The organism is Synechococcus sp. R6-7 (assembly GCF_047461695.1).
GTDB lineage: Bacteria > Cyanobacteriota > Cyanobacteriia > Thermostichales > Thermostichaceae > Thermostichus.
This window is the reverse complement of sequence record NZ_JANSHS010000334.1, coordinates 1-7,614: the sequence shown is the minus strand read 5'-3', so window position 1 is coordinate 7,614 and position 7,614 is coordinate 1. Positions and strand designations below refer to the sequence as shown.

Annotated in this window: 5 protein-coding genes; all 5 read left to right on the top strand. The window is 56.9% G+C overall.

What is annotated here, in order from left to right; translation table 11 throughout:
• Positions 1–166 precede the first annotated feature (166 nt).
• The 5 genes from NW815_RS10130 (at position 167) to NW815_RS10110 (ending at position 7,473) form a co-directional block, all read left to right on the top strand.
• A complete protein-coding gene (locus NW815_RS10130) occupies positions 167–1,060 on the top strand; it encodes a radical SAM/SPASM domain-containing protein (protein WP_414388808.1) in 894 nt (297 codons plus the stop codon).
• 14 nt (positions 1,061–1,074) lie between these two features.
• Positions 1,075–1,848, top strand: coding sequence for a hypothetical protein (locus tag NW815_RS10125; RefSeq protein ID WP_414388807.1), 774 nt, complete (start codon positions 1,075–1,077; stop codon positions 1,846–1,848).
• Between the two features lie 235 nt (positions 1,849–2,083).
• Complete coding sequence (locus tag NW815_RS10120) at positions 2,084–3,307, top strand: class I SAM-dependent methyltransferase (RefSeq protein ID WP_414342499.1); 1,224 nt, start codon at positions 2,084–2,086, stop codon at positions 3,305–3,307.
• Complete coding sequence (locus NW815_RS10115; protein WP_414388806.1) at positions 3,304–5,994, top strand: tetratricopeptide repeat protein; 2,691 nt, start codon at positions 3,304–3,306, stop codon at positions 5,992–5,994. Before NW815_RS10120 ends, NW815_RS10115 begins: the two co-directional genes overlap by 4 nt.
• A gap of 168 nt (positions 5,995–6,162) precedes the next feature.
• Positions 6,163–7,473 (top strand): (Fe-S)-binding protein, encoded by a 1,311-nt coding sequence (locus NW815_RS10110; protein ID WP_414388804.1) that lies wholly within the window; start codon positions 6,163–6,165, stop codon positions 7,471–7,473.
• The last annotated feature ends 141 nt before the right edge of the window (positions 7,474–7,614 follow it).

Sequence of the window (7,614 nt, the reverse complement as noted above, 5' to 3'; positions counted from 1 at the left end):
ACATTATTTTCAGTATAGTTGAGCTTATTACTGACTAGAGTCATGCTCTAGGTTAGAGTTACCGCAGGCAGCAGCGTTCCTGCTAGGGGTGCGAAGCGCCCACACGGGGGAGCCTGTTGCAATGTTTTAATGAGTAGACAATTGCATGCTGCAGGAGGACAGTGAGATGAGCACAATTCCGCCGAACTTGCTGGACTATCAGCGCAGAGCTCTGGCGATGCGGGAGAGTTCATACATTGACTTTCCAGCTCATGTCCATCTGGAAACGATGGCACGTTGCAACGCTGCCTGCAACTTTTGTCCCTATTCTTCACTGGAAAGAAAGGGAGCAAAGATGGATGATTCTCTAATAGAAAAAATTGTCAATGACCTCAAAGACATTCCGCGTCTTCATCGCTTTCAATTAAGTCCTTTTAAGGTTAATGAGCCATTTTTGGATACACGGATCTTCGATTTGCTTACATATCTTCAGTCTGAGCTACCGCACGCTACCATCACCTTGACTACCAATGGCTCCCTCATCAACGAGCGGATTGTGGAACGATTAACACAGTTTCCCAATCTTGGTTACTTGTGGGTTAGCTTCAACGATCACCGCCCAGACGAATACGAGGCAACGATGAAGTTGCCCTACAGACGGACTCGCGAAAGCCTGGACAGACTTCACAAAGCAAAAGCTGAGGGACGCTTGCCAATGCGCATTGTGCTATCCCGTGTTGGAGACGGCACAGCAGCTGATGAGGATTTCATTACCTGGGTAAGGACAACGTATCCATTGTTCGAAGTTAGCATTTTTCCGCGCATAAACTGGCTTGGCCAGGTCGATGTGTCGCCTCCCACGGCACCGCCCATAGCCTGCACTCGCTGGTTTGACATATCAATCACGGCAACGGGTGTGGTAGCCCACTGTTGCGCCGATGGCCAGGCACGCTACCCCATAGGCAACGTTCGGGAGCAGCATGTCCTCGACATCTACAACAGCCCAAGCTATCGCCGACTGCGCGCGACGGTGGACAACCGTCTGCAGGTAGAGCCATGCCGCCGCTGCAACTTCCTTTAAACAAGGAGAGATCCATGGCTATCACTGCCATCGAATACGTTCTATTTAGCCAAATGCGGCAACAAAACGCTATTCCGCTTGGAGGCGACTGTTTGGAACTGGGCGAGGCCAACTGGTACGGCGACGTGGCTGTCGAGCAGCTTGGCCAAGACATTTATCGCTTTGCCAAAGAGGAAGAACGTACTGCCCTCTTCCGTCAACTTGATGAAATTACTCAGGCTAAGCGCCCTGGAATGCTGTTCGAGATCGCCAAGGTCTTTTGGCGCACCTTCTGGCAGCCATGTTCGATGACAGCGGTGGATCTTCATGGCACGGAGGCAGCTCTCAAGCTGGATCTCAATTTCCCTATCGAGTTGCCTCAGCGTTACCATGCTGTTTTTAACCTTGGCACAGCCGAGCACATCTTCAATATTGCCCAGGTGATGAAAACCATACACGACTACACGCTGCCTGGTGGCCTAATGATCCACGGTCTGCCATTTACCGGCTGGCTCGACCACGGTTTTTACAACGTGCAGCCGACCTTTTTCTGGGATCTAGCCCAGGCAAACAGCTACACGATAATGGCCTATCTCTACGTCGAGTATAATCCACTGAAGTTCGTACAGCTATGGAAACGCGAGGATATCCTCGAACTGGTCACTAAAAACCAGATTGGCCAAAACGCCTTGCTTTACTGTGTTCTGCGCAAGCCTGCTGAAGATCAACCGTTTTGCTTTCCGATTCAGGGCTACTATGCCGGCACTCTCTCCCAGGAGGCAGCAGAGGCTTGGAAGACTTTACGATAAGCGAGGGTGAAAATGAAGCGACTCAAGGAGCAATTTGCAGACAAAGCTAGCGCTGGAGTTGCTTGTGCCACGCATGCCAAAGGGAGCTGTGATCTTGTTCGATGAGCTCAACATGCGTCAGTTTCCGGGTGAAACACTGGCAACGATCGAGATGCTGGGCCTCCGCAATCTCCGTCTCTTTCGCTTCCCTTACGCGACGTGCATGTCTTATGCTGTGCTTGAGTAAGTGTAGAGCATGACTCCTCTTTATACGGATCCCTGTCCTGCCTGTGGCGAATCAGTGGCTCACCCTTTTTTTGACGGAGGGGCTGCGCCACTTGCCACATTGGGCTGGCCACGTACTGAAGAGGAGGCACGGGCCATGCCCCCCTATCGGCTTGACTTTGTGCAGTGCCTCGCCTGTGGCCATGTCTGGAATCGCGCCTTCCGCTATGAGGATGTCCCGTACGGCAGTCAGCCGAACCTCATGTTCAACGCCGGGGTCTTGTGGAACCGGCATCTGGCGCAACTGGTCGATGAGGTGCTGACCCGCCTACCTGAGAACCCAACCGTGGTTGAGATTGGCTGCGGTTGTGGTCACTTTCTGCGGTCTTCGGCTGCTCGCCGGCAAGGGCGGTACATTGGATTTGACCCTCACCAACCGGACGACTTCCCCAGTGAGTTTCAATTTGAGGCGCGGCTTTTTGACCCTGTTGAAGATCTGCTGCACCTCCAGCCGGATCTGGTGGTGATGCGTCATGTCCTGGAGCACTTTAGCCAACCAGCAGCCTTCCTACAGCAGTTGGCATGGGCTGCAGGTTGCTGTAAAAAGACTGTGCGCCTGCTTGTTGAAGTGCCCTGTATCGACCGGGTCTTTGCCACAGGGCGACTGGTGGATTTTTACTACGAACACCCCCAGCAGTTTAGCACTGAGTCGCTGCGTGCCCTGCTACAGCGCGTCGGTGCAATTGTGAGCTTGTGGCACGCCTACGATGGGGAAGTGGTGTTGGCCATCGTTGAGCTGCAGCTACCGCTAGCCTGGCGGCTCCGGGCTGAAGCAGCAGCCAAATTTGAGCAAGGCAGCCAAGAGGCTCGCCGCAAAATTGCTGCCCAGCTTCAAGAGCTGGCTAACAGTGGCCTGCGAGTTGCCCTCTGGGGAGGCACGGGGAAAGGGGCAGCCTTCATGCACCACTTTGGGGTTAAGACCAATTGGCTTACCTGGGTTGTCGATTCCGATCCAAACAAAGTTGGCACCTATGTTGCCGGCGTTGGCCAGCAAATTGTCAGCCCAGAGGAGCTGAAAACGCAGACCCCAGACGTGGTCATCATCCCAACCCAATGGCGCGCCGCTGACATTGTTGCCGAGATGGCTAGGCTTGGGATAGAGCCAAAGCAGGTGCTTATCGAGCACCAAGGGCAACTAGTCGACTACTGGCATTCTGCTCATCCCTATGCCTTGCCCAAACTAGAGGGCCGATGATGGAGCTAAGCAACCTTCTGCAGCAAGCTATTGACCACCACCAGCAGGGGCACCTGGAAGAAGCAGAGCGGCTCTATCGGGCCATCCTGCAGGTTGCCCCCCGCCACCACTACGCCCACCACCTTCTGGGCCAACTTGCCCGTCAGCGGGGGCAGCCCCGGTCGGCACTGTCCCATTTGATGACGGCAGTCAGCGCCAATCCAACGGTTGGTCAATATTGGCTAGCTTTGGTTGAAGCCCTGCTGGAGTGTGGTGAATACGGGGAGGCCGAGCGGGTTCTTGCCGAAGCGTGCGCCCACGGTTTGGAAGGGCCCGCTGTTGTCGAGCTAACTGCGCGGCTAGCGGCCGCCACCCTGAAGGGAGAAGCTCCCTCTCCTGACCCTCTGCCAGCAACGCAGCCCCCCACCGAGGAAGAAGCCAGCGAGCTACAGGAAGCAGCAGCTGCCTACAACAGTGGCAACCTAGCCCTTGCTTTGGAAAAAGCCCAGCGGCTACTTGCCAAAAACCCAGGTCTTGCCCTGGCCTGGGCCATTATTGCCCAGGTGCGCTGGGCACAGGGGGAGGCAGTGGCAGCGGAAGAGGCAGCTCGGCGGGCTCTTGCCATTGAGCCCAATCAGCGCGAGGCCCTGCTTGCCCTGGCCGTATCTCTTCATGACCAAGAGCGCTATGAGGAAAGTGAAGCTCTCTTCCGGCAGGCACTGCTGGCTTATCCCAAGGATGCCGAGATATACAGCAATTTTTCAGCTCTGTTGCAAGAGATTGGCAAATGGCCTGAAGCGCAAGCGGTTGCCTTGCGGGCAATTGAGCTTAACCCAACCTATGCCGACGCTTGGGTCAACTATGGAAGTGCGCTGTTGGGAAGTGGCGAAAGGGAGCGAGCTGCAAGCGCCTACCAAGCGGCACTGCAGTTCAACCCACAGCGGGTAGAAGCACTCTACTGGCTTGGACGATTGGCCGCAGTTAACCATGACTTTCCCAAGGCGCTGGATTACTTTGACAAAGCCCTAACCCTTTGTCCCCACTTTGTTGAGAGCCTCCTGGCAAAGGTAGGAGTCTACGAGTTTTCTGACCAACTCCAAGAAGCAGAAAGCTGTGCGCGCCTTGCCCTGCAGAAAAAGCCGCACCACTTCGACGCCCATCGAGCTTTGGCCTTTGCTTTGGCAGCTCAAGGAAAGGATGGGGAAGCTGAGGAAGTGTTACAGGCGGCCCGCCAATGTAGACCCCAGCCCTCCGATGCGGCCGAGCGGATCCTTGCCACCCAGATTGCGGGTCGGCTTCACTTACCAGCCATCCCCGAGTCCCAAGCGGCCATTGCCCACTGGCGAGCTCGCTATCGGGAGGGCCTTAACGCTCTGCTGGACCTGCCTGGAACCTTGACCGACCCAACCCAATACTTCAGCGGCTCTCTTTTCTTCTACCTTGCCTACCACAACGCCGACGACCGAGCGCTCATGGAAGGTCTCTGTCGGCTCTTTCGGGCTAAGGCGCCGCAGTTGAACTTTGAAGCGCCGCATGTTGCCCGCTGGCAGTTCCCTACAGGTCGGCGCATCCGGGTTGGCTTTTGCTCCCAGTTGCTTGTCGACCACACCATCGGCAAGCTCTACCAGGGCCTTCTGGTTCAGCTTGACCGTTCCCGCTTTGAGGTCATCCTCATCTACCCACCACAAGCCAAGCGTGACCAACTGCGAGCTAGGTTGGAAGCTGCTTGCGACCGAACGGTGACCCTCAGCGGTCGACTTCCCCAGTGGCAAGCACAAGTTGCAGCCCTTGAACTCGATGCCCTCTTCTACCCCGACATTGGCATGTGGCTATCCACCTACTTTCTGGCCTATGCGCGGCTTGCGCCTGTGCAGATGGTTAGTTACGGCCATCCGGATACCACCGGCATCGATACAGTTGATTACTTCCTAGGGGGAGATGCGCCGATGGAACCGGAAGGAGCAGAAGCCTACTACAGTGAGCGCTTGGTGCGTTTTACCCGCCTCCCCTTTTGCTACCAACTTTTCAGCGTGCCAACGTCAATTCCCTCCCGCACAGAACTGGGCCTGCCAGAGCACGGCCGGCTCTACGGCTGCCCTCAATCTTTGTTTAAGCTGCACCCTGACTTCGACGCGGTGCTAGCAGCCATTGCTGAGGGCGACCCCGAGGGCCACATTGTCATGATTGAGGACTACGCCAAGGCTCGGAGCGAGCAGCTCAGGGCGCGCTGGGCAAAGAGTGCCCCTATCCTCAACGAACGGGTCTGCTTCCTGCCGTACCAGCCGCTTGATCGCTTCATGGCTTTGGTGGCCCACTGTAATGTTTTGCTGGATCCCATTCATTTCGGCTCAGGCAACACTCTCTACGAGTCCATGGCTTACGGCAAACCAATTGTCACCTGGCCTGGGCGCTTTGCCCGTGGGCGTTTTGTGGCAGCAGCCTACGAGCAGATGGGGATCGCCGAGATTGCGCCTATTGCCCCCTCCATCGAGGACTATGCGCCCACAGCCCTTGCTTTTGCTCGTGACCAAGAACGCTGCCTCGCTTTTGCCAGCAAGGCTGTAGCAGCAGCCAAAACGCACCTGTACTTCGACCTAGGGGCGGTGCGTCAATTCGAAGCCTTCCTCCTAGCGGCGCTGGAAGCGGCTGCCCAGGGCGAGAAGCTGCCAAGTGGCTTCCGGGTGCCGCCTCCCAAGGGCGGGAGCTGACCTTTTTGGGAGGCTCTGGCCAGGCCTGGCAGCTTTGCTCTGCCGTGGGATGTAATCAGCCCCCTCACTCTGGGATTAAGATGCAGAAAAACTGCAGGCAGGATGGCAAGCTGCCAATTGTCTCCCTGCATGGCCATGTAGAGCTGAGAGCGCGATAGGTCGAAGCCAATGAGTTTATCGCAAGGGCCGGGTTTTGATGGGGTGGATCCCCCGGATCCCAAGCTGATCGATGCCTGCGTGCATTGCGGGTTTTGCCTGACCACCTGCCCCAGCTACCGTGTCATCGGCAAAGAGACGGACTCGCCGCGGGGGCGCATCTATCAGATGGAGGCTCTCAACCAAGGTCAAATCTCCCTCTCAGCGGCAGTGGTTTCCCACTTCGACACGTGCCTGGGCTGTTTGGCCTGTGTAACGGCTTGCCCCTCGGGGGTGCGCTACGACCGGCTGATTGCCGCTACCCGACCTCAGATTGAGCGCAACTACCGCCGCAACCTCTGGGATCGGCTTTACCGCCAGTTCATCTTCTCGGTGTTTCCTTACCCGGAGCGGCTGCAACCGCTGCTGTGGCCTCTCTGGCTGTACCAAAAAATGGGGATCGGCGCTTGGATCCGAAAGGGTCTGGAAAAGGTCTCCCCGCGTTTGGCGGCCATGGAATCCCTGATGCCCCCCCTGGAGGTGGAGCAACTGCTGCCCAAGCGTTACCCTGAGCGGATCCCGGCGGTGGGAGAACGCCGTTTCCGGGTGGGACTCATTTTGGGCTGCGTGCAGCGCCTGTTTGCCCCGCAGGTGAATGAGGCCAGCATTCGCGTCTTGACCCACAACGGCTGTGAGGTGGTGATCCCGCCTGTCCAGGGCTGTTGTGCGGCCTTGCCCCACCATCAAGGGCAACTGCAGCAGGCGGAAACCCTGGCCCGCCAGATGATCGATGCCTTTGCCGATTACGAGTTGGATGCCATTCTGATCAACGCTTCTGGCTGCGGGCATACCCTGAAGGAGTATGGCCACCTGTTGGCCAGGGATCCCGACTACAAGGAGAAAGCAGCCCGATTTGCCACTCAAGTCAGGGATATTCAGGAGTTTCTCGCCCAGGTGGGGTTAACGGCTCCTCTACATCCGCTACAGCCGGAACCCCTGGTGCTGGTCTACCAGGATGCCTGTCACATGCTGCATGGGCAGCGGCTCAGCCAGGAACCTCGACACCTGCTGCGGCAAATCCCGGGGCTGGAGCTGCGGGATCCCGTCGATGCGGCCCTCTGCTGTGGTAGCTCCGGCGTCTACAACCTGTTGCAACCCCAGGTGGCGGATGAGCTGGGATCCCAGAAGGTAAAGAACTTGCTTAACACCGGTGCTCAGGGGATTGTCTCTGCCAATATCGGCTGCCGCCTACAAATCCAGAAACATCTGCGCCTACAGGGCAAAGCCGGGATCCCCATCTATCACCCGATGGAATTGTTGGATCGCGCCCTTACCGCTGCGTGACGCTTTCGCGAACAAGCTACAGGGGCTGCCTCTAGTCCCCGATCTGCTGAACAATTGGTTACTTTGCGGAACCGAAATAGCCATTAAACTAAGCATGTTGGCCGCGGCTATGTAAACTACCCGACACCAACCGCTAGGCGG